The organism is Streptomyces sp. NPDC057280 (assembly GCF_042668605.1).
Taxonomy (GTDB): Bacteria; Actinomycetota; Actinomycetes; order Streptomycetales; family Streptomycetaceae; genus Streptomyces.
Map to the genome: position 1 here is coordinate 267,147 of NZ_JBHUYR010000006.1, position 20,063 is coordinate 287,209.

Annotated in this window: 16 protein-coding genes; 13 read left to right on the forward strand and 3 right to left on the reverse strand. The window is 71.0% G+C overall.

The window, feature by feature from the left end; translation table 11 throughout:
* Window position 1 precedes the first annotated feature (1 nt).
* The gene (locus ACFUO4_RS31280) at window positions 2-1,366 is read left to right on the forward strand and encodes a sensor histidine kinase (protein WP_383491157.1); all 1,365 of its coding nucleotides are present in this window, start codon (window positions 2-4) and stop codon (window positions 1,364-1,366) included.
* A complete protein-coding gene (locus ACFUO4_RS31285) occupies window positions 1,363-2,043 on the forward strand; it encodes a response regulator (RefSeq protein WP_383491159.1) in 681 nt (226 codons plus the stop codon). The genes ACFUO4_RS31280 and ACFUO4_RS31285 overlap by 4 nt, the downstream gene beginning before the upstream one ends.
* Window positions 2,044-2,155: 112 nt before the next feature.
* Here ACFUO4_RS31285 and ACFUO4_RS31290 read toward each other — a convergent pair whose 3' ends face one another.
* Complete coding sequence (locus ACFUO4_RS31290) at window positions 2,156-3,145, reverse strand: LacI family DNA-binding transcriptional regulator (RefSeq protein ID WP_383491585.1); 990 nt, start codon at window positions 3,143-3,145, stop codon at window positions 2,156-2,158.
* Window positions 3,146-3,454: 309 nt separating this feature from the next.
* Between ACFUO4_RS31290 and ACFUO4_RS31295 the strand changes: the two genes are divergently transcribed.
* The 7 genes from ACFUO4_RS31295 to ACFUO4_RS31325 all read left to right on the forward strand — a co-directional run bounded on the left by ACFUO4_RS31295 (window position 3,455) and on the right by ACFUO4_RS31325 (window position 12,875).
* Window positions 3,455-4,381, forward strand: a complete 927-nt coding sequence (locus ACFUO4_RS31295) for a carbohydrate ABC transporter permease (RefSeq protein WP_383491161.1) — start codon at window positions 3,455-3,457, stop codon at window positions 4,379-4,381.
* A gap of 4 nt (window positions 4,382-4,385) precedes the next feature.
* On the forward strand, window positions 4,386-5,306 hold the full coding sequence (locus ACFUO4_RS31300; protein WP_194079341.1) for a carbohydrate ABC transporter permease: 921 nt from the start codon (window positions 4,386-4,388) through the stop codon (window positions 5,304-5,306).
* Window positions 5,307-5,433: 127 nt separating this feature from the next.
* Window positions 5,434-6,771: an ABC transporter substrate-binding protein gene (locus tag ACFUO4_RS31305; protein ID WP_383491163.1), complete on the forward strand. Its 1,338-nt coding sequence runs from the start codon at window positions 5,434-5,436 to the stop codon at window positions 6,769-6,771.
* A 102-nt stretch (window positions 6,772-6,873) separates the two neighbouring features.
* The gene (locus tag ACFUO4_RS31310; RefSeq protein WP_383491165.1) at window positions 6,874-8,913 is read left to right on the forward strand and encodes a beta-galactosidase; all 2,040 of its coding nucleotides are present in this window, start codon (window positions 6,874-6,876) and stop codon (window positions 8,911-8,913) included.
* A 114-nt stretch (window positions 8,914-9,027) separates the two neighbouring features.
* On the forward strand, window positions 9,028-11,067 hold the full coding sequence (locus ACFUO4_RS31315) for an RICIN domain-containing protein (RefSeq protein WP_383491167.1): 2,040 nt from the start codon (window positions 9,028-9,030) through the stop codon (window positions 11,065-11,067).
* Window positions 11,068-11,313: 246 nt separating this feature from the next.
* Window positions 11,314-11,721 carry a YciI family protein gene (locus tag ACFUO4_RS31320; protein WP_383491169.1) on the forward strand — a complete coding sequence of 136 codons (408 nt, stop codon included), beginning with the start codon at window positions 11,314-11,316 and terminating at the stop codon, window positions 11,719-11,721.
* 8 nt (window positions 11,722-11,729) lie between these two features.
* Entirely contained in the window at window positions 11,730-12,875 is a 1,146-nt protein-coding gene (locus tag ACFUO4_RS31325) for an RNA polymerase sigma factor (protein WP_383491587.1), read from the forward strand.
* Between the two features lie 31 nt (window positions 12,876-12,906).
* Here ACFUO4_RS31325 and ACFUO4_RS31330 read toward each other — a convergent pair whose 3' ends face one another.
* A complete protein-coding gene (locus ACFUO4_RS31330; RefSeq protein WP_383491171.1) occupies window positions 12,907-13,491 on the reverse strand; it encodes a dihydrofolate reductase family protein in 585 nt (194 codons plus the stop codon).
* A 189-nt stretch (window positions 13,492-13,680) separates the two neighbouring features.
* Here ACFUO4_RS31330 and ACFUO4_RS31335 point away from each other — a divergent pair, with 189 nt between their 5' ends.
* Window positions 13,681-15,264 (forward strand): M48 family metallopeptidase, encoded by a 1,584-nt coding sequence (locus ACFUO4_RS31335; RefSeq protein WP_383491173.1) that lies wholly within the window; start codon window positions 13,681-13,683, stop codon window positions 15,262-15,264.
* Window positions 15,265-15,295: 31 nt separating this feature from the next.
* On the opposite strand, the gene ACFUO4_RS31340 is transcribed toward ACFUO4_RS31335, so the two are convergent.
* Window positions 15,296-16,066 carry an aminoglycoside adenylyltransferase family protein gene (locus tag ACFUO4_RS31340; protein ID WP_383491175.1) on the reverse strand — a complete coding sequence of 257 codons (771 nt, stop codon included), beginning with the start codon at window positions 16,064-16,066 and terminating at the stop codon, window positions 15,296-15,298.
* Window positions 16,067-16,161: 95 nt separating this feature from the next.
* Here ACFUO4_RS31340 and ACFUO4_RS31345 point away from each other — a divergent pair, with 95 nt between their 5' ends.
* The 3 genes from ACFUO4_RS31345 to ACFUO4_RS31355 all read left to right on the forward strand — a co-directional run bounded on the left by ACFUO4_RS31345 (window position 16,162) and on the right by ACFUO4_RS31355 (window position 20,014).
* The gene (locus tag ACFUO4_RS31345) at window positions 16,162-17,118 is read left to right on the forward strand and encodes a GlxA family transcriptional regulator (protein WP_383491177.1); all 957 of its coding nucleotides are present in this window, start codon (window positions 16,162-16,164) and stop codon (window positions 17,116-17,118) included.
* Between the two features lie 121 nt (window positions 17,119-17,239).
* Window positions 17,240-18,238, forward strand: a complete 999-nt coding sequence (gene gap / locus ACFUO4_RS31350; protein WP_383491179.1) for a type I glyceraldehyde-3-phosphate dehydrogenase — start codon at window positions 17,240-17,242, stop codon at window positions 18,236-18,238.
* A gap of 246 nt (window positions 18,239-18,484) precedes the next feature.
* On the forward strand, window positions 18,485-20,014 hold the full coding sequence (locus tag ACFUO4_RS31355) for an acyl-CoA carboxylase subunit beta (protein ID WP_383491181.1): 1,530 nt from the start codon (window positions 18,485-18,487) through the stop codon (window positions 20,012-20,014).
* The last annotated feature ends 49 nt before the right edge of the window (window positions 20,015-20,063 follow it).

Sequence of the window (20,063 nt, forward strand, 5' to 3'; positions counted from 1 at the left end):
CATGACGGACAGGGGTGTTGAGAAGGTGCGGCCACCTGGCAGGTGGTGGCGGGAGGCGGCGGTCACGGGGACGGCGTTCGCGCTCTGTCTGCTCGGCGGCGTCCTCCAGGACGACGGCCGCACCCTGGGGGCGCCGTCCGTCGCCGCCTACGTCATCGCCGTGGTGTCCTGTGCCGTGCTGCCGCTGCGGCACCGGGCACCCCTGGCCGCCATGGCGGTCGCCACCGCCGCCGGCGTGCTGGCACCGTCCCTGGACCTCCTGCTGAGCCCGCTCATCGTGGCTCCCGCCGTGATCACTGCCCACTCGCTCACCGCGCGCACCGAACGGCACGCGGTGAGCGCGGTGTCGCTCACCTCCGTGGCCCTGCTGGTCGCCTCCGCACCCTTGCTCGGAGCCCTGTCCTGGAAGGACGCGAGCAGGATCGGGGTGGTGGCGGCGTTCCCCCTGGTGGCCGGTGTCCTCGGCCACTCGGCCCACAACCGGCGGGCCTATCTGGCGGCCATGGAGGAGCGGGCCAGGCGCGCCGAGGAGAGCCGGGAGGGTGAGGCGCGCCGGAGAGTGGCCGAGGAACGGGTGCGCATCGCCCGGGAGTTGCACGACCTCGTGGCCCATCAGATCACCCTGGCCAACGCGCAGGCCACGGTCGCCGCCCACCTCTTCGACACCCGACCGGAGCAGACCCGCAAGAGTCTGAAGGAGCTTGTGGAGACCACCGCCCACGCGCTCGACGAACTGCGCGCCACCGTAGGGCTGTTGCGCCAGACCGGGGACGCGGCGGCGCCCGCGGAACCGGCGCCCGGGCTGGCCCGCCTGCCCGCGCTCCTGGAGTCCTTCGGCCGCGCGGGGCTCCAGGTGACGGCGCATCAGCAGGGCACCGTCCGGCCGCTGCCGCCGGGGGTGGACCTCACCGCCTACCGCATCATCCAGGAGGCCCTGACCAACGTGACCAAGCACGCCGGTACCTCCGACGCCCGGGTGCGACTCACCTGGGAACGCGACTGCTTGACCGTCACCGTCGCCGACGACGGACGAGACACTCCTCCGACACCGACACCGACACCGACACGGACACCGACACCGACACCGACGCAGAGGCCGTCCGCCGGACCGCGTGCGTCCACGCTTCCCGACCGTCCGCCCGGCTACGGCCTGATCGGGATGCGCGAACGGGCCACCGCGGTCGGCGGGCACCTGTCCGCGGGCAGGCGCCCCGAGGGCGGCTTCCTCGTCTCCGCCCGGCTGCCCCTGCCGCCCGCCAAGGACACGGCCCTCGCAGGAACGACTCTGTCCGGAACGGCCCTGTCCGAAGGGGAGCCGGCACCCGACGGACACACCGGCGACCGGCACGAAGGGGAGGCGTCGTGACGCTTCGCGTGCTGCTCGCCGACGACCAGGCGCTGCTGCGCCAGGCCTTCCGTCTGCTGCTCGACTCCGCCGACGACATCACCGTGGTCGGCGAGGCCGGCGACGGCAGAGAGGCGGTGCGGCTCACCCGGGAGCTGCGCCCGGACGTCGTGATCATGGACATCCGCATGCCGGAGGTGGACGGGCTGGCCGCCACGACGGAGATCTGCGCGGACCCGGAACTGCGCGCGAGCCGCATCCTCGTCCTCACCACCTACGAGACCGACGAATACGTCGCCCAGGCACTGCGCGCGGGAGCCGGCGGGTTCATCGGCAAGGGCATCGGGGCCGACGACCTGCTCAACGCCGTGCGGACGATCGCCGACGGCGACACGCTCCTGTCCCCCGCCGCGACGCGCTCCCTGGTCGCCCGCTTCCTCGCCACTGCGGACACCGTCCCGCCGCAGCATCCCGAACGGCTCGACCGGCTCACGCCGCGCGAACGCGAGATGGTGGCCCTCGTCGCGACGGGCCTGTCCAACCAGGAGATCGCCGAGCGGCTGTTCCTCAGCCCGTTCACCGTCCGCGCCCACGTGCAGCGCGCCATGACGAAGCTCGAGGCACGCGACCGGGCCCAGCTCGTCGTCATCGCCTACCGGACGGGCCTGGTCCGGCCCGGCCCGGACGAACAGCCGTAACCGAACACCGGGCCTGAACCATGCGGCCGGCGGGCCTGAACCATGCGGCTGGCGGGCCTGAACCATGCGGCTGGCGGGCCTGAATCATGCGGCTACGGCCGCCTCTCCACGGTCACTGCGCGCTCGGCGGCGCCGTGCTCTCCCGGATGATCAGACGCGTCGGCACCAGCGTCGTGCCGTGCGTCGTGCCGTCGTGGCGCAGCTTGCGCAGGACCGCCTGGACGCAGAGCCGGCCGACCTCGGCGAAGTCCTGGTGGACCGTGGTCAGGGGCGGCAGGAACGACGACGCCTCGGCGATGTCGTCGAAGCCTATGACGCTGACGTCCTGCGGAACGCGCCGGCCGCCTTCGTGCAGGGCGCGCAGCAGGCCCAGGGCCATCTGGTCGTTGGCCGTGAAGACCGCCGTGCAGTCCTCCTGCGCGGCCAGCTCCAGGCCCGCCCGGTAGCCGGACTCCGCGGACCAGTCGCCGCGCACCAGCGGCGGCACCGGACGGCCCGCCTCGGTGAGCGTCGCCTGCCAGGCGTCGCTGCGGCGCTGGGCGGCGTAGGAGTCCTCCGGGCCGGCGAGGTGCCAGACGGTGTGGTGGCCGAGCCCGAGGAGGTGCTCGACGGCGGTGCGGGACCCGCCGGCCTGGTCGGTGTCGACGACCGTGTACCGGTCCCCCGCGTCGGAGTCGGCGACGACCACCTGGACGCGGGGCGGCATGTTGATGGTGGCCGCGTCCAGGAGGTGCACCTCCATGATGACGATCACCGCGTCGACGGCGAGTTCCTGCAGCCGGGAGAAGGCGCCGCGCACCTCGTCCTGGGTGGGGACGGAGAGGGGCAGCAGGGTCACGGCGTAGCCCTCGGCGGCCGCCGCGGTGGCGATCGCCTCCAGGGTGCGGACGTTGCCGGTCGTGGCGAGGGAGAACGTGATGACGCCGAGGGTGCGGAACTCGCCGCGTTTGAGGGCGCGGGCGGCGCTGTTGGGGCGGTAGCCCAGCTCCCGCATGGCGTCGAGGACCTGGCGGCGGGTCTCCTCGTTGACGCCCGCGTAGCCGTTCGACACGCGGGAGACGGTCTGGGACGACACGCCGGCCAGCCGGGCCACGTCGGCCATCGAGACCGAGGATCGGCTCACACGGCGACCTCGGCGCGGCGCCTGCGGCGGCGAGTTGTGTGTCGCGTCCATCTGCTTCCCCCTACCCCCTGCCTCTCCTGGCATCGCTTTGATCACGATCCTCCAGGGAGACCCTTGACCGGTGTCATCGGAGGAGTGTAGACATGCCGCCATCGGATGTTTACGTAAACATAACAGCTCACGTCACTTTTTCTGCTGATCGATGTTTACGCAAACATCTCGGCCGCCCTGTGTCCGGGAAACCGGTGCGCGGCGGGGGTTCCATGAGTGAACGAGCGAGGAACGATCATGACAACGTTGCAACCGCCGGCAGCCGCCGAGCCGCGCCCGGCACCGCCTCCGGCGAAACGGGACCGGCGCTCGTGGACGGGATGGGGCTTCATCGGCCCGTTCGTGGCGGTTTTCGCACTGGTCTTCCTCGCGCCCATCGCGTACTCGATCTATCTGAGCCTCTACCGCAACCAGCTCATCGGCGGCAACCACTTCGTCGGCCTGGACAACTACTCCCAGGCCCTCAAGGACGACCAGTTCTGGCAGGCCGTCGGCCGGGTGGCGCTCTTCCTGGCGATCCAGGTGCCGATCATGCTGGGCATCGCCCTGCTGGTGGCGCTGGCGCTGGACAGCGGCCGGCTCTACGGCAAGAGCTTCTTCCGGATCACGATCTTCCTGCCGTACGCCGTGCCCGCCGTGGTCGCCACCCTGATGTGGGGCTTCATGTACGGCACCAAGTACGGCCTGGTGGGCGACATCAACGAGGCGTTCGGCACCTCGCTGCCCGACCTGCTCTCCCCCGACTGGGTGCTCGCCTCCATCGGCAACATCGTGACCTGGGAGTTCGTCGGCTACAACATGCTGATCTTCTACTCCGCGCTGCGGGTGATCCCGACCTCGCTGTACGAGGCGGCGGAGATCGACGGCGCCGGTCAGTGGCGGATCATCAGCTCGATCAAGCTGCCCGCGATCCGGGGCGCGATCGTCATCGCGACGATCTTCTCGATCATCGGCAGCTTCCAGCTCTTCAACGAGCCGAGCATCCTGCGCCCACTGGCGCGCAACGCCATCACCACCGACTACACGCCGAACTTCTACACGTACTCGCTGTCCTTCAACGGCCAGCAGCACAACTACTCCGCGACGGTGGCCATCATCATGGGCGTCCTCACGATGATCGTGGCCTACGCCGTCCAGCTGCGCGGCATGCGCAAGGGAGCGTGACCCGATGAGCACCTCTGTCGCCGCTCCCCCCGCCAAGAGCGCGTCCCCGCTGCGCACTCCGCGCAAGAAGCACACCCCGGGCAAGCCGAAGCGCAGCCTGCTGCTCACGGGGCTGATGGCCCTGATGGTCCTCTACACCGTGGCGCCGCTGATCTGGCTGGTCATCAACTCCACCAAGACGCAGGCGGGTCTGGGCTCCTCCAACGGACTGTGGTTCGCCCACGACTTCGCCCTGTGGGACAACATCCGCACCACCTTCACCTACCACGACGGCATCTTCGTCCGCTGGCTGCTCAACACCCTGCTGTACGTCGTGCTCGGCGCCGGTGGCGCGACGCTGCTGGCGGTGCTCGGCGGGTACGCGCTGGCGAAGTTCGACTTCCCCGGCAAGCGCGGGATCTTCGCCGTCGTCATCGGCGCGGTGGCCGTGCCGGGTACGGCCCTCGCGGTGCCGACCTTCCTGATGTTCAGCAAGATGGGGCTCACCGACACCCCCTGGGCCGTGATCATCCCGTCGCTGGTCTCGCCGTTCGGCCTCTATCTGATGTGGGTGTTCGCCGCCGAGGCGATCCCGACCGAGCTGCTGGAAGCGGCCCGGATGGACGGGGCGAACGAGGTGCGGACCTTCTTCCAGGTCGCGCTGCCGCTGCTCGCGCCCGGCATCGTGACCGTGCTGCTGTTCACCACGGTCGCCACCTGGAACAACTACTTCCTTCCGCTGATCATGCTCAAGGACCCGGACTGGTACCCGCTGACGCTGGGGCTCAGCGCCTGGAACTCCCAGGCGGAGACCATCGGCGGTGACGTGATCTTCAACCTGGTCATCACCGGCTCCCTCATCACGATCATCCCCCTCATCGCCGCCTTCCTGTTCCTCCAGAAGTACTGGCAGTCCGGCCTCGCCGCCGGAAGCGTCAAGGAGTGACCTCGGCGACGCCCCCGAGCCCCCCAATGCAGCACCCCTGAAACACCCCTTGAAACACCGCTGGAAACACCTCTTTAAGCACCACCACCCTCACCTGTCCCACCCACGAAGAAGTGGAAGCACCTCCATGCGCAGAACCACGAGCCGCATCCTGCGCGGCATCGCCCTCGTCTCCACCCTCGCCCTCGGCGTGACCGCCTGCGGCGGCTCGGACGACGACTCCGACACCAAGGCCGTCTCCGCCGCCGACATCAAGGCGGCCCTGGACAAGGGCGGTTCCATCACGGTCTGGGCCTGGGAGCCCACCCTGAAGACCGTGGCCGCCGACTTCCAGAAGAAGTACCCGAAGGTCAAGGTCAACCTGGTCAGCGAGCGCTCCGGCGACAAGCACTACACCGCGCTGTCCAACGCGATCTCGGCCGGCAAGGGCGTCCCGGACGTCGCCCAGGTCGAGTACTTCGCGCTCGGCCAGTACTCCCTCACCAAGGGCCTGACCGACCTGGCCCCGTACGGCGCCGCCAAGCTCGCCTCGAAGTACACGCCCGGCCCGTGGAACGCGGTCAGCGACGGCGACAAGGTCTACGGTCTGCCGATGGACTCGGGCCCGATGGCGATGTTCTACAACAAGACCGTCTTCGACAAGTACAAGGTCGCCGTCCCGACCACGTGGGACGAGTACCTCGACGCGGCCCGCAAGATCCACAAGGCCGACCCGAAGGCGTACATCGCCAACGACGCCGGTGACGCGGGCTTCACCACCTCCATGCTGTGGCAGGCCGGTTCGCGCCCCTACAAGGTCGACGGCACCAAGGTCGGCATCAACTTCGACGACGCCGGCGCCAAGAAGTTCGAGACCGTCTGGCAGAAGCTGATCGACGAGAAGCTGCTCGCCCCGATCAACGGCTGGACCGACGACTGGTACAAGGGCCTCGGTGACGGCACCATCGCCACCCTGACCACCGGCGCCTGGATGCCCGCCAACTTCGAGACCGGCGTCCCCGGCGCCAAGGGCCAGTGGCGCGCCGCCGCGATGCCGGCCTGGACCAAGGGCGACAAGGCGAGCGCGGAGAACGGCGGCTCCTCGCTGACCGTCCCGGCGCTGGCCAAGAACAAGGAACTCGCCTACGCCTTCACCGAGTACGCCAACGCCGGCGCCGGTGTCACCACCCGCGTCGACCAGGGCGCCTTCCCCGCCACCAAGGCGCAGCTGGAGGACCCCGCGTTCCAGAGCAAGAAGTTCGACTACTTCGACGGCCAGGAGGCGAACAAGATCTTCGCCGAGTCGGCGGCGAACGTGGCGAGCGACTGGTCCTACCTGCCGTTCCAGCAGTACGCGAACTCGATCTTCAACGACACGGTCGGCAAGGCGTACGTCTCCAGCACCACGCTGGCACAGGGCCTGAAGGCCTGGCAGGACGCCTCGGTCAAGTACGGCGAGGAGCAGGGCTTCACCATCGAGAAGTAGTTCTCGCAGAAGCGAAGCAGTTCTCGCGGAAGCAATGAACGCCGGGCGGCGCGGCTCCCGGGCCGCGCCGCCCCCGTGCACCACCCCTTCGGAAGGACCGCCATGATCTCCACCCTCCACTCCCGCCGCCGCGGGGCGGACGGTGACCTCACCCCGCGTCTCGCCTTCGGCGCCGACTACAACCCCGAGCAGTGGCCCCGGGAGGTGTGGGAGGAGGACGTCCGGCTGATGCGGGAGGCCGGTGTCACCGTCGTCTCCGTGGCGATCTTCTCCTGGGCGCGGCTGCAACCGACCGCCGACACCTGGGACTTCGGCTGGCTCGACGAGGTCATGGACCTGCTGCACGCGGGCGGCATAGGCGTCGACCTGGCGACCGCCACCGCCTCGCCGCCGCCGTGGCTGACCACGGCCCACCCGGAGATCCTGCCGGTCACCGCGACCGGCGAGACCCTGTGGCCGGGCGCCCGCCAGCACTGGCGGCCCACCTCCCCCGTCTTCCGCGAGCACGCCCTGCGCCTGGTCCGCGAGATGGCCACGCGCTACGCCGACCACCCCGCGCTGGTCGCCTGGCACGTCTCCAACGAGCTGGGCTGCCACAACGTCTACGACTACTCCGACGACGCGGCCCGCGCCTTCCGCGACTGGCTGCGCGCCCGCTACGGCACGCTGGAGGCCCTCAACCACGCCTGGGGCACGGCCTTCTGGTCGCAGCGCTACAGCGACTGGGAGCAGATCCTGCCCCCGCGCCTCGCGGCCTCGCACCCGAACCCGACGCAGCAGCTGGACTTCAAGCGGTTCTCCTCCGACGTCCTGAAGGACTATCTGCGCGCCGAGCGGGACCTGCTGAAGGAGATCACCCCGGACGTCCCGGTCACCACCAACTTCATGGTGATGGGCGAGACGAAGGGCATGAACTACGCGGACTGGGCCGAGGAGATCGACTTCGTCTCCAACGACCACTACGTCCACCCCGGCCCGCAGTCCCGCGACGAGCTGTCCTTCTCCGCGAACCTCACCAGCGGCATCGCGGGCGGCCGTCCCTGGTTCCTGATGGAGCACTCCACCAGCGCCGTCAACTGGCAGCCGGTGAACGTGGCCAAGCGGCCCGGGGAACTGGCCCGGGACGCGCTGCTGCACGTGGCGCACGGTGCCGACGCCGTCTGCTACTTCCAGTGGCGGCAGTCGGCGGCCGGCGCCGAGAAGTACCACTCGGCGATGGTCCCGCACGCCGGCGCCGACAGCGAGCTGTTCCGCGCGGTCGCCGAACTCGGCGCCACCCTCAGGACGCTGGCCCCGGTGGCCGGTTCGCACCGCGAGAGCGCGAAGGTCGGCATCGTCTTCGACTGGGACTCCTGGTGGGCGAGCGAGCAGGACTCCCACCCCACCTCGCTGCTGAACTACCGCCAGGAGGGCCTGGACTGGTACTCCGCGCTCCTCGCGCTCGGCGTGCGCGCCGACCTGATCACCACCAAGAGCGACTTCGCGCGCTACGAGGTGCTGATCGCGCCGGTCCTGCACGTCGTCCCGGCGGAGCTCGCCAAGGAGCTGACCCGCTACGCCGAGCAGGGCGGCCACCTGGTCACGACCTACTTCTCCGGCGTCGTCGACCAGAACGACCACATCTGGCTCGGCGGCTACCCCGGCGCCCTGCGCGAGCTGCTCGGTATCCGCGTCGAGGAGTTCGGCCCGCTGCTCGCCGACGAGTCGGTGTCCCTGGACGACGGCTCGACCGGCACCCTGTGGACCGACCGCATCACCCTGGCCGACGACCGGACCGAGGTCCTCGCCCGCTACGACACCGGCAACCAGGCCGGGCGGCCCGCCGTCACCCGCCGTACGGCGGCGGCCGGTTCGGCGTCGTACGTCTCCACGCGCCTCGGCGTCGCGGGACTCACCGCGCTGCTGCCGCGCCTGCTGGAACCGGCGGGCGTGCACAGCGAACTCCCCGCCGAGGCACGCGGACGGGTCGAGCTGGTCGTCCGCAGGAACGACGAGGAGCAGTTCCTGTTCCTGGTCAACCGCACCGACGACACGGTGCCGGTGCCCGGATTCGCCGGTGACGTGCTGTACGGCACGACCGGCGACGGCGGGCTCGTCCTCGGGCCGCGCGAGGTCGGCGTGGTGCGCCGGCCGTCGGCCTGACCGCAGTTGTCTCCCCGGGCGGCACATGGCCCGCCCGGGGGCACCCCCCTCCCCGCAAGGTCCGGCGGGAGGGACCACCGCAGCGTTTCCACCTATGAGAGCTGGGAGCACACGATGGCAGGACTCACCCGCAGCAGACGGCTCCTCGGGGCAGCGTCGATGACCGCGCTGGCGACCGGAGCGGCACTGCTCTCGGGGCCGGCGCCGCTCGCACAGGCCGACGCGGCCGTCGCGTCGGTCACCGTGCAGCCCGACCCGTCGTACAAGCAGGACGCGTTCGAGGGCTGGGGCACCAGCCTGGTCTGGTTCGCCAACGCCACCGGCGACTACCCCAAGGAGATCCGCGAGAAGCTCGCTGATCTACTCTTCGGGGACGACGGCTTGGCACTGAACATCGCGCGCTACAACATCGGCGGCGGCAACGCCCCCGACGTGAAGGACTACCTGCGCGCCGGTGGCGCGGTCGAGGGCTGGTGGAAGGCGCCCGCGGGCACGACCCGTACCGACACCGACTGGTGGAGCGCCGACGACCCGGCCGACTGGAACCCGGACGCGGACGCCACGCAGCGCTGGTGGGTCGAGCGGATCAAGCACGACATCGACCACTGGGAGACGTTCTCCAACTCCCCGCCGTGGTTCATGACCGAGAGCGGCTACGTCTCGGGCGGGTTCAACGCCAACGCCGAGCAGCTGAAGGAGAGTTCGGTCGGCGACTTCGCCGCCTACCTCGCCGGGGCGACGAAGCGGCTGGAGAAGGCCGAGGGCATCAAGGTCGACACCGTCGACCCGTTCAACGAGCCCAACACCGGGTACTGGGGCACCCGTCTGGACGCGAACGGCGAACCGGTGGGCGGCCGCCAGGAAGGCGCGCACATCGGGCCCGCGATGCAGGAGAAGGTGCTGGCCGCGCTGGCGCCCGCGCTGAAGGAGGCCAAGGTCAAGGCCGACATATCGGCGATGGACGAGACCAACCCCGGTCTGTTCGCGACCAACTGGAACTCCTACTCCCAGGCGTCCAAGGACCTCGTCGGACAGATGAACGTCCACACCTACGGCACCTCCCAGCGCACCACGGTCCGCGACCTGGCCAAGGCGGCCGACAAGCCGCTGTGGATGAGCGAGGTCGAGGGCGACTGGGGCGACGGGCAGAGCTTCACCGACATGCGTCCCGGCCTGGGCCTCGCCCAGCAGATGGTGAACGACCTGCGTGAACTGGAGCCCAAGGCCTGGGTGTTCTGGCAGCCGGTCGAGGACTACGACAACATGAAGCCGGGCGGCGAGTCCGCCAAGGGCGGCAACTGGGGTTCCGTCCAGCTGCCGTTCAGCTGCACGAAGACGGACACGCTGAAGTCCTGCCCGATCTACACCAACACCAAGTTCGACACGGCCCGCAACTTCACGCACTTCATCAAGCCCGGCGACCGCCTGATCAAGGTGAACGACACCTCCAGCGCCGCCGCGGTCACGAAGGACGGCAAGGGCGCCTCGCTGGTCCACGTCAACTCCACGACCGCGCCGCGCGCGGTGACGATCGACCTGTCCAAGTTCGGGAAGATCAAGGACAACGCGACGGTCACGCCGACCGTGACCGACGCGGCCGGCAAGCTGGTGCGGCAGACCCCGGTGAAGGTCGTCGACGCCAAGGCGACGTACACCGTCCCCGCCCAGTCCGTGACCTCCTTCGCCGTCAAGGGCGTCTCCGGCGTCGCCAAGGACGCGAGCCTGTTCAGCAAGGGCGCGTCCTACACGCTGACCGGGGTGCAGAGCGGCAAGGCGGTGACCGTTGGTGCCAACGGCACCAACCTGGTCATCAACTCGGCGAACGGCACGGTGGCGCAGGAGTGGCGCCTGGAGGCCAAGTACGGCAAGAAGGGGAGCAACCGGGCCCGCTACGTCTTCGCCAACCCGGCCGAGGGCAAGCGGCTCGCCGTACGGGACAACGTGCCGGTGATCGAGCCCGACACGGGCGACCGGGACCCGGCGACCGAGTGGATCCTCTCGACCACGGGCGACGGCACCTGGACGCTGGTGAACCAGGCCACCGGACGCCTCCTGGAGGTCGGCGACCAGGCGACGAACGAGGGCGCGGCCGTCACGACATGGCAGGCCAACTCCGGTTCCAACCAGCGCTGGCGGATCACCGAGGTGAACTGATCAGCCCCTGATCGAACCGCACCGAACGCCCGGCCGGGCCTCCCCGGCCGGGCGTTCGGTTGTCCCCGCACCTCGGCATGCCGTTCGTGGAGACGTATCTCTTCGACGCCGACACCGAGGACGAGCCGATCATGTGAGTACGGGAAAAAAAATTGTCCTGCCGGTGATGTCGAGATCCCCTGTCCGGCTCCGTCCCGGGAGTGAACGCGACCACAATGGGCCGCACCAGCACCGAGGAGACCGATCATGGCCAAGTACCTGCTGCTCAAGCACTACCGCGGCGCCCCGGCGGCGGTGAACGACGTGCCGATGGACCAGTGGACGCCCGAGGAGATCTCGGCACACATGCAGTACATGAACGACTTCGCGGCACGGCTGGAGAAGTCCGGTGAGTACGTCGACGGTCAGGCACTCGCCCCGGAGGGGTCGTGGGTCCGCTACGGCGGTGAGGGGCGCCCGCCGGTCACCGACGGTCCGTTCGCCGAGACCAAGGACCTCATCGCCGGCTGGACGATCATCGACGTCGACAGCCACGAGCGTGCCCTGGAGCTGGCCGCGGAACTGTCCGCCGCGCCGGGCGCGGGCGGGAAGCCGATCCACGAGTGGCTGGAGGTCCGGCCGGTCATGAGCACGCACTGCACGGTCACGGAGTGACCCCACCGATGGACGAGGCCCTGCTGCGCGGCCTCACCCCGAGCGTCCTCACCGTCCTCGTCCGCCGCGGAGCAGACTTCGCGGCGGCCGAGGACGCCGTGCAGGACGCGCTCGTCGAGGCACTGCGCGTGTGGCCCGCCGACCCGCCGCGGGACGCCAAGGGCTGGCTGGTCACCGTGGCCTGGCGCAAGTTCCTCGACGCGACCCGCGCCGAGACCGCACGCCGCCGCCGCGAGGACCGCTTCGAGGAGGAACCGGCGCCCGGTCCCGCGCCCACGGTCGACGACACCCTCGAGCTGTACTTCCTGTGCGCCCACCCCTCCCTCACCCCGTCGTCCGCCGTCGCGCTCACCCTGCGCGCCGTGGGCGGCCTGACCACCCGCCAGATCGCCCAGGCGTACCTGGTGCCCGAGGCGACGATGGCCCAGCGCATCAGCCGCGCCAAGCGCACCGTCTCCGGCGTCCGCCTCGACCGGGCCGGCGATGTCGCCACCGTCCTGCGCGTCCTCTACCTCGTCTTCAACGAGGGCTACTCCGGCGACGTCGACCTCGCCGCCGAGGCGATCCGCCTCACCCGGCAGCTGACGGCCGCCGTCGACCATCCCGAGGCGGCCGGGCTGCTCGCCCTCATGCTGCTCCACCACGCCCGCCGCGCCGCCCGGACGGCGCCCGACGGGAGCCTGGTGCCGCTCGCCGAGCAGGATCGCGGCCGGTGGGACACGCGCCTGATCGCCGAGGGCGTGGAGATCCTCCAGGCGGCCCTCGCCCGCGACCGGCTGGGCGAGTACCAGGCCCAAGCCGCCATCGCCGCCCTGCACGCGGACGCGCCCCGCGCCGAGGAGACCGACTGGGTGCAGATCGTGGAGTGGTACGACGAACTGCTGCGCCTGACCGGCAGCCCCGTGGTCCGGCTCAACCGCGCCGTCGCCGTGGCGGAGGCCGACGGACCGCGCGCCGGTCTGGCCGCCCTCGCCGAGTTGGACCCCGCGCTGCCCCGGCACACGGCGGTGGCGGCCTACCTCCACGAACGCGACGGCGACCTGAGGACGGCGGCCCGTCTGTACGCCGAGGCCGCCCACAAGGCCACCGATCTCGCCGAACGCGACCACCTCACCCGCCAGGCGGCGCGCCTGAACACCCGCCTGCACCGCTAGACGGCCACCGTGCCCCCGTGGTGGCCGGGCTTCATCCCTGCCCGACGCCGCGCACCACGCGGTGGCGCAGGTAGACGAACTTCGACTTGAAGGTGCGGGTCTCGACCAGTTCGAGATCCGCGCGCTGCTCATGCCGCGGATAGAACGAGTTTCCGCCGCCGACCAGCACCGGGTACACGACGCTCCGGTACTCGTCGATCAGTCCTGCCGCGGCCGCCTGGGCGGCGAGCTCCGCGCCGCCGATCGCGATCTCGCCGTCCCCCGGCTCGGCCCGCAACCGCTCGATCTCCTCCACCAGATTCCCGGAGACCAGCCGGACGTTCTTGCCCTGGACCGACGTCAGCGTCCGGGAGAAGACCACCTTCGGGAGCGGATTCCACAGCGCGACCCACTCGCGCGTCGCCTCGTCGAGCGCCGGATCGTCCTGGTCGACGGTCTCCCAGTACAGCATCGTCTCGTACAGCCGACGCCCGAGCACATGGACGTCGACCCCGCGGATGTCGTCGATCCAGAACCGGAACACCTCGTCGTCCGGCTCCGACCACGCGAAGTCACCGCCGGAGTCGGCGATGTAGCCGTCAAGTGAGATGTTCATCGAGTACGTCACGGTGCGCATGAGTGGTCCTCCTCGGTGGCGGCTTCGACAGTACGACTGCCGGACCCGGCGGAACTCATCGCGACGCGCGGGAACGGGGCCGCCCGCATCGAGAGGGCGCCTCGGATCCGCCACGCGTCCTGCGGGTAAGATCCGCGAACACTTTGTGAACTTCTCGTGCAGTCGCGGCACGTGGGTGGGGGTTTCTCGATGTCGTACCGACTGCGTGCTGTCCGCGCGTTCGTGCTCCTGGTCGGCTTCTTCCTCATGGGCGGAGCCCTGCTGTCGGTCATGGCGGTGTTCGACTGGCTGGTGGTGACACGGCTGGTCACCGAGAGGGCGGCCGGGATCGAGGGGGCGGCGATCACCGTCACCATCCTGCTGGCGTGGGCGATCCTGCGCGGTATGTTCGCCTTTCTGCGGGCCGGCCGGCTGGGGCCGGTGACCGACGCGGTGGCGGTCGCCCCCGACGACCAGCCCGAACTGTGGGAACAGGTGCGGGCCGCCGCCGAAGCGACCGGGCAGCGGCCTCCGGACGAGCTGTATCTGGACGCCGAGGTCAACGCGGGCGTGATCGAGCAGAGCCGGCTGCTGGGACTGCTGCACGGCCGACGCCGGATGGTCCTGGGCCTGCCGCTGCTCGCCGGGCTGACGGTCCCGCAGCTGCGGTCCGTCCTCGTCCACGAGTTCGGGCACTACGGCAACGGCGACACCCGTCTCGGCGGTGTCACTGCGCGCGGCCGGCAGGCGCTGATCCACACGGTGGAGGCCTTCCAGGAGGGCAGCACCCGGTTCCACTACGTCATCGGTGTCCTGTATGTCGGCTACGCCAGGATGTTCCTGCGCATCACCCAGTCCGCGGCCCGGCACCAGGAACTCGCCGCGGACCGGATGGCCGCCCGGTACGCGGGCCGTGACGTGACGGCCTCCGCCCTGCGGATGCTGCCGGTGCTCGACGCGGCACACACCCACTACCTGCAGAGGTACGCCGCGATGGGCAGTCCGCTGACAGCGCTGCCCCCGGTCGGCGAGGTCCACGGCGGTTTCCGCCGGTTGCTCGCCGCCCGGAGCGGGGAGCAGCTCGCCGCGCTGCGCGCCGGTCAGCGACCGCCGCGGCCACACCCGTACGACTCGCACCCGCCGCTGGCGGAGCGGATCGCACTGATAGAGCAGTTGCCCGCCGATGACCGGCCCGAGCAGTCGGCCGCCGAGCCGGCCGATGAGCCGGCCGCTCTGACGCTGCTGCGGGACACGGACCGGGTGTTCGCCGAACTGGAGGCGCGCACGCTGGCGCCGGAGGCGGCACTGCTGCGGCGCATGAGCTGGGACGACCTCACCATGGCCCGCGCGGTCGCCGACGCCGAGGAGTGGTCCGGGCCGCTGCGGCTCGCCGTCGCCAGAACACTGCGCTCGGAGGCGTCCGTGGAGAAGGCCGACGAGCGCCTGCTGCCCGGCCTGGAGGAGATCCTCGACGTCTTCGACCGCGGCCTGCTGTGGATGGAGGTCGCCGACCGGATGCCCAGGCCGTATCAGGCGGCTCGGCTGACGGGCCAGTCGGCGCGTGACTTCATCCGGCCCCGGATCTTCGACGGCGTCGCGGGCCTGATCCTTCTGCGCCTCGCCGAGTCCGGTCACGCCGCGCCGGACATCGCCTGGTCGGATCGGCCGGGGCTGATCCTGCCCGAGTCGTGGGAGAAGGGTATGGACGACGCCATCGACGCGGCCGTCGCCGACACACCAGACACCGGTCCCCTGCGCACGCTGCTCGCGGAAGGGGCCGGCTCCGGGACCTGACCGATCGATACGGCGGTCTCCCCGGGCACGGTCAGGGCATCGGCCTCTCCGTGCGCAGCCGGTCGATCTCGGCGAGCACGCGGTCCACATGCGGACGTACCTGCGCCCGCAAAGCGGTGCTCCAACTCTCCTCGGAGTACGGGCAGTTGAGGTAGAGGTGCCGGGCGTGTTCGAGAACCGGCCGGTGTTCCGGCGGGAGTCGGGTGAGGACCCAGTCGGCGGCCGTGTCCTTGGAGTTGATCCGGCCGGTGGCGAGCGTGGTCCAGATGCGGGCGAGGGTCAGCAGGACGTTGCGGGTGTCGCTGTCCAGGTCGGCGAGCAGAGCGGGGATGCCCGCCAGGCTCGCCCGGGCCAGATCCGTGGCCGGCACCGGGTCGAGGAGCCGCGCCGGGCGCGGACCCGTCAGCGGGTGGTCGCCGGTCAGGGTCATGGTGATGAGCAGGCTCAGGTCGGGCATCGGCTCGGGCCGGGGGACCTCCCCGGCCTCGTACGCGCCGCGCAGCCACTCGCCGTAGAGGAAGTCGGCGGGCGGCGGGTACCGCCAGGGCCGGACCCGGGACCGGACGACGGCGGTGAGCTCGACGGGGCGGGTGCCGTTCCCGGTGCCGGAGATCCGTAGCAGGCCGCCGAGGAGCGATCGGCGCTGTCCTTCCTCCATGGGGCGACGGGTGACGACCAGGATGTCCACGTCGCTGGCCGGTCTGAGGCCGCCCAGCACGGCCGAGCCGTGGAGGTAGCTGCCGAGCGCGTCCCGGCCCAGCACACGGTCCAGCAGCGCGACGATCTCCCGCACCTGATCCATCGCCCCAGCGTCGCCCCCGAGCCCGCGCCGCGCCCAGCCCTTTACCGCCTCGGCCGGCGCCGGTGCCGAGGTCGGACCCCACGTAACCTCTCCCTGTGCCAGCCTCCCGTCTGCATCGCGTCGCCGTCCTCGTGCTCGAGGGTGCGAAGCCGCTCGACGTCGGAATCCCGGCGCAGGTCTTCACGACCCGCGCGAGCATGCCGTACGAGGTGCGGGTGTGCGGGGCGACGCCAGGGCTCGTGACCGGCGGCGACGGCCTCGCGTACCACGTCGAGCACGGCCTCGACGCCCTCGCGTGGGCCGACGTCGTCTTCGTCCCCGGGTACCGGCACCCGGATCGCGACGACCCGCCGCGGGCCGTCGTCGACGCGCTGATCGCCGCGCACGACCGGGGCGCGCGGCTCGCCGCCATCTCCACCGGCGCCTTCGCGCTCGCCGCGACGGGCCTGCTCGACGGCCGGCGCGCCACGACGCACTGGCACTACACCCGCGCCCTCGCCGCCCGGCATCCGCTCGTCCAGGTCGACGAGAACGTGCTGTTCGTCGACGAGGGCAGCGTGCTCACCTCGGCCGGTGCCGCCTCCGGGATCGACCTGTGCCTGCACATCCTGCGCGGCGACCTCGGAGTGGCCGCGTCCAACCACGCGGCCCGGCGGCTCGTGGCCGCCCCGTACCGCAGCGGTGGCCAGGCCCAGTACGTGCCGCGCAGTGTGCCCGAGCCGCTCGGTGAGCGGTTCGCCGACACCCGCGAGTGGGCGCTGCACCGGCTGGGCGAGCCCCTCACCCTCGACACCCTGGCCGCGCAGGCCGGGGTCTCGGCACGCACGTTCTCCCGGCGCTTCGTCGAGGAGACCGGGTACACGCCGATGCAGTGGGTGATGCGCGCCCGCATCGACCTGGCCCGTGAACTGCTGGAACGCTCCGAGCGCAGCGTCGAGCAGATCGCCGCCGACGTGGGCCTCGGCACCGGCGCGAATCTGCGTCTGCACTTCCAGCGCATCCTCGGGACGACCCCGAGCGAGTACCGGCGCACCTTCACCAAGGGTGAGTGACCCGCCCCTCAAGGGCGCCCTTCAAGGGCGTGGCGGGATCCTTTTGAACCATGGCGATCACGCCACTGTCAGCGGTCCGCGCCGCGCGCGACCCTGGTGGCAAAGGGAAGGGACCCCACACATGACTCGCATCGCCATCAACGGATTCGGCCGCATCGGACGCAACGTGCTGCGCGCACTGCTGGAGCGCGACAGCGACCTCGAGGTCGTCGCCGTCAACGACCTCACCGAGCCCGCCACGCTCGCCCGCCTCCTCGCCTACGACAGCACGGCCGGCCGGCTCGGACGCCCGGTCACCGTCGACGGGGACACCCTGGTCGTCGGCGGCCGGCGGATCAAGGTGACGGCCGAGCGCGAGCCGGCGCAGCTGCCCTGGGCCGAGCTCGGCGTCGACATCGTCCTGGAGGCCACCGGCCGCTTCACCTCGGCCAAGGCGGCCGCCGCGCACCTCGACGCGGGCGCGAAGAAGGTGCTCGTCAGCGCGCCGTCCGACGGTGCCGACGTCACGCTCGCGTACGGGGTCAACACCGACGCCTACGACCCGGCCGTGCACACGATCGTCTCGAACGCGTCCTGCACCACCAACGCGCTCGCGCCGCTCGCCGCCGTCCTCGACGAACTCGCCGGTATCGAGCACGGGTTCATGACGACGGTGCACGCCTATACGCAGGAGCAGAACCTTCAGGACGGACCGCACCGCGACGCCCGGCGCGCCCGCGCCGCCGGGGTCAACATCGTGCCGACCACGACGGGTGCCGCGAAGGCGATCGGCCTGGTGCTGCCGAACCTCGACGGCAAGCTGTCCGGCGACTCGATCCGCGTTCCGGTGCCGGTGGGTTCGATCGTCGAGCTGAACACGACCGTCGCCCGTGACGTGACGCGCGACGAGGTGCTGGCGGCGTACCGCGCCGCCGCGGAGGGGCCGCTCGCCGGCGTCCTGGAGTACTCGGAGGACGCGCTGGTGTCGTCCGACATCGTGGGCAACCCCGCCTCGTCGATCTTCGACTCGGCTCTCACCCGCGTCGACGGCCGCCATGTGAAGGTGGTCGCCTGGTACGACAACGAGTGGGGCTTCTCCAACCGCGTGATCGACACCCTCACGCTGCTCGCGGCCGGCTGACCGGTCGCCGGGGCGGTGCAGGGCCGACTGCGACCGCCCCGGCCGGCTTTGCCGTCCGACCGACCGACGGCCCGCCGCCCCTTGTCATGTGGGGATGAATTCGGGATCCGGAGGACTCAACTCCCCCACAGCCGAAGGTGATTCGCTCAAATATTCGTCGCCGGACTGCCATATTCGACAACCACTTCGGAGGTGGTTGTGACTCAAGAGGCGACGACATCCGGCCCGCCGCAGGCGGGTGCACACGTGCCCCGGCGCAGCACCGCGGAACGCATCGGCGACCTGCACCGCCGCCGTGAGCAGGCACTGGTGGCGGGCGGCCCGCGCCGGCGTGGGGAGTTCGGGGCTCGGGAGCGGGTCGAACGGCTGGTGGACAAGGGTTCCTTCACCGAGACCGGGCTGTTCGTACGGGCCCGGGCCGACGGGAGCGGTGGCCGGCGCCCATACGGCGACGGCGTGGTCACCGGCTTCGGTACGGTCGACGGCCGCCGGGTGTGCGTGTTCGCCCAGGACTCCACGGTCTTCGGCGGCAGCATGGGCGAGGCGTTCGGCGAGAAGACCGTCGCGCTGATGGACCTCGCCCTGAAGACCGGCTGCCCGGTCGTCGGGCTCAACGACTCCGGCGGCGCCCGCATCCAGGAGGGCGTCGCCTCCCTCGCCCTCTACGCCGAACTGGTACGCCGCAACGTCCAGGCGTCGGGCGTGATCCCGCAGATCTCCGTCGTGCTCGGCCCGTGCGCCGGCGGGGCCGCCTACTCCCCCGCGATCACCGACTTCACGGTGATGGTCGACGGTACCTCGCACATGTTCGTCACCGGCCCCGACGTCATCGAGGCCGTCACCGGCGAGCGGGCCACCGCCGAGGAGCTGGGCGGCGCCCGCACCAGCAACACCGTCAACGGCAACGCACACTTCCTGGCCGCCGACGAGGACGACGCCCTGGACGTCGTACGCGAACTGCTGTCGTACCTGCCCGCCAACAACCTGGAACCGCCACCGGAGTACGCCCCCGGCGACGCGCCGGCCGGGGACTTTCTCGACGCCGTCGTGCCGGACCGGCTCGGGCAGGCGTACGACATGCGGGAGATCCTGCGCGCGGTCGTCGACGACGGCGAACTGCTGTACGTCCAGGAGCTGTTCGCGCCGAACATCCTCTGCGCCCTGGCACGTGTCGAGGGCCGGTCGGTCGGGGTCGTCGCCAACCAGCCGCTGCACGCCGCCGGGGTCCTCGACATCGACGCGTCCGAGAAGGCCGCGCGGTTCGTACGGTTCTGCGACGCGTTCGGCGTTCCGCTGCTGACGTTCGCCGACGTCCCCGGCTATCTGTCCGGCGTACGGCAGGAGCGGGGCGGCATCATCCGCCGCGGCGCGAAGCTGCTGTACGCCTATGCCGAGGCCACCGTCCCCAAGGTCACGGTCGTGGTCCGCAAGGCGTACGGCGGCGGGTACGCGGTGATGGGGTCCAAGCACCTGGGCGCCGACATCAACCTCGCCTGGCCCAGCGCCCGTATCGCCGTGATGGGCGCCGAGGGGGCCGTGGGGGTCCTGCACCGGCGCGAACTGGCCGCCGCCGACGATCCCGGCGCGCTCCGCGCCCGCCTGGTCGCCGTGTACGAGCGCACCCACGGCACGCCCTATGTCGCCGCCGAACGCGGATACGTCGACGCCGTCATCGCCCCGCGCGACACCCGCGACCACATCCGCCGCGCCCTGGCCGCCCTGCGCGGCAAACGCGCGCCGCTGCCGCAGCGCAGGCACGGCAACATCCCGCTCTGAGCCCTTCAGGCCCCTCCCAGCGATCCGCACCGAGGCACATCCCTCCCCC

Bases quoted from the DNA above. Each gene is read 5' to 3' on its own strand.
- ACFUO4_RS31280 (WP_383491157.1), top strand. From the start codon at position 2: ATGACGGACAGGGGTGTTGAGAAGGTGCGGCCACCTGGCAGGTGGTGG.
- ACFUO4_RS31290 (WP_383491585.1), bottom strand. From the start codon at position 3,145: ATGGCCGACGTGGCCCGGCTGGCCGGCGTGTCGTCCCAGACCGTCTCC.
- ACFUO4_RS31295 (WP_383491161.1), top strand. From the start codon at position 3,455: ATGACAACGTTGCAACCGCCGGCAGCCGCCGAGCCGCGCCCGGCACCG.
- ACFUO4_RS31300 (WP_194079341.1), top strand. From the start codon at position 4,386: ATGAGCACCTCTGTCGCCGCTCCCCCCGCCAAGAGCGCGTCCCCGCTG.
- ACFUO4_RS31305 (WP_383491163.1), top strand. From the start codon at position 5,434: ATGCGCAGAACCACGAGCCGCATCCTGCGCGGCATCGCCCTCGTCTCC.
- ACFUO4_RS31310 (WP_383491165.1), top strand. From the start codon at position 6,874: ATGATCTCCACCCTCCACTCCCGCCGCCGCGGGGCGGACGGTGACCTC.
- ACFUO4_RS31315 (WP_383491167.1), top strand. From the start codon at position 9,028: ATGGCAGGACTCACCCGCAGCAGACGGCTCCTCGGGGCAGCGTCGATG.
- ACFUO4_RS31320 (WP_383491169.1), top strand. From the start codon at position 11,314: ATGGCCAAGTACCTGCTGCTCAAGCACTACCGCGGCGCCCCGGCGGCG.
- ACFUO4_RS31325 (WP_383491587.1), top strand. From the start codon at position 11,730: ATGGACGAGGCCCTGCTGCGCGGCCTCACCCCGAGCGTCCTCACCGTC.
- ACFUO4_RS31330 (WP_383491171.1), bottom strand. From the start codon at position 13,491: ATGCGCACCGTGACGTACTCGATGAACATCTCACTTGACGGCTACATC.
- ACFUO4_RS31335 (WP_383491173.1), top strand. From the start codon at position 13,681: ATGTCGTACCGACTGCGTGCTGTCCGCGCGTTCGTGCTCCTGGTCGGC.
- ACFUO4_RS31340 (WP_383491175.1), bottom strand. From the start codon at position 16,066: ATGGATCAGGTGCGGGAGATCGTCGCGCTGCTGGACCGTGTGCTGGGC.
- gap (WP_383491179.1), top strand. From the start codon at position 17,240: ATGACTCGCATCGCCATCAACGGATTCGGCCGCATCGGACGCAACGTG.